Genomic DNA, 212 nt, shown 5'->3' with positions numbered 1-212 from the left:
AGACGCTCTATGTGGGTTATAATCTGTCCTGTATGTACCAATAATGCCTGAATATCATTATCCCGTTCCTTCAATGCCTTGCGGTATGCAAGGAGTGTGTTCTCCATTGAGAGCATCTCCCACATCGGCATCATACGATGTACGACATTACGCATGGACTCCACCTTCTCTGTTGTCATCGCAATCTTCAAATCCGTCATATCCTTCTCACA

1 protein-coding gene is annotated in these 212 nt (G+C 44.8%); it reads right to left on the bottom strand.

Annotated elements, in window-relative coordinates; translation table 11 throughout:
• Positions 1 to 200, bottom strand: a 200-nt coding sequence (locus tag NW211_RS14105) for a hypothetical protein (RefSeq protein WP_258328303.1), incomplete at its 3' end; no start/stop codon positions are given.
• Positions 201 to 212: the final 12 nt, after the last annotated feature.

Origin of the sequence: Barnesiella sp. ET7 (assembly GCF_024733785.1) — a bacterium.
Lineage (GTDB): Bacteria > Bacteroidota > Bacteroidia > Bacteroidales > Barnesiellaceae > Barnesiella > Barnesiella merdigallinarum.
Note: the sequence above shows the minus strand (reverse complement) of the source record. Positions and strands in the feature narration are given on the sequence as shown.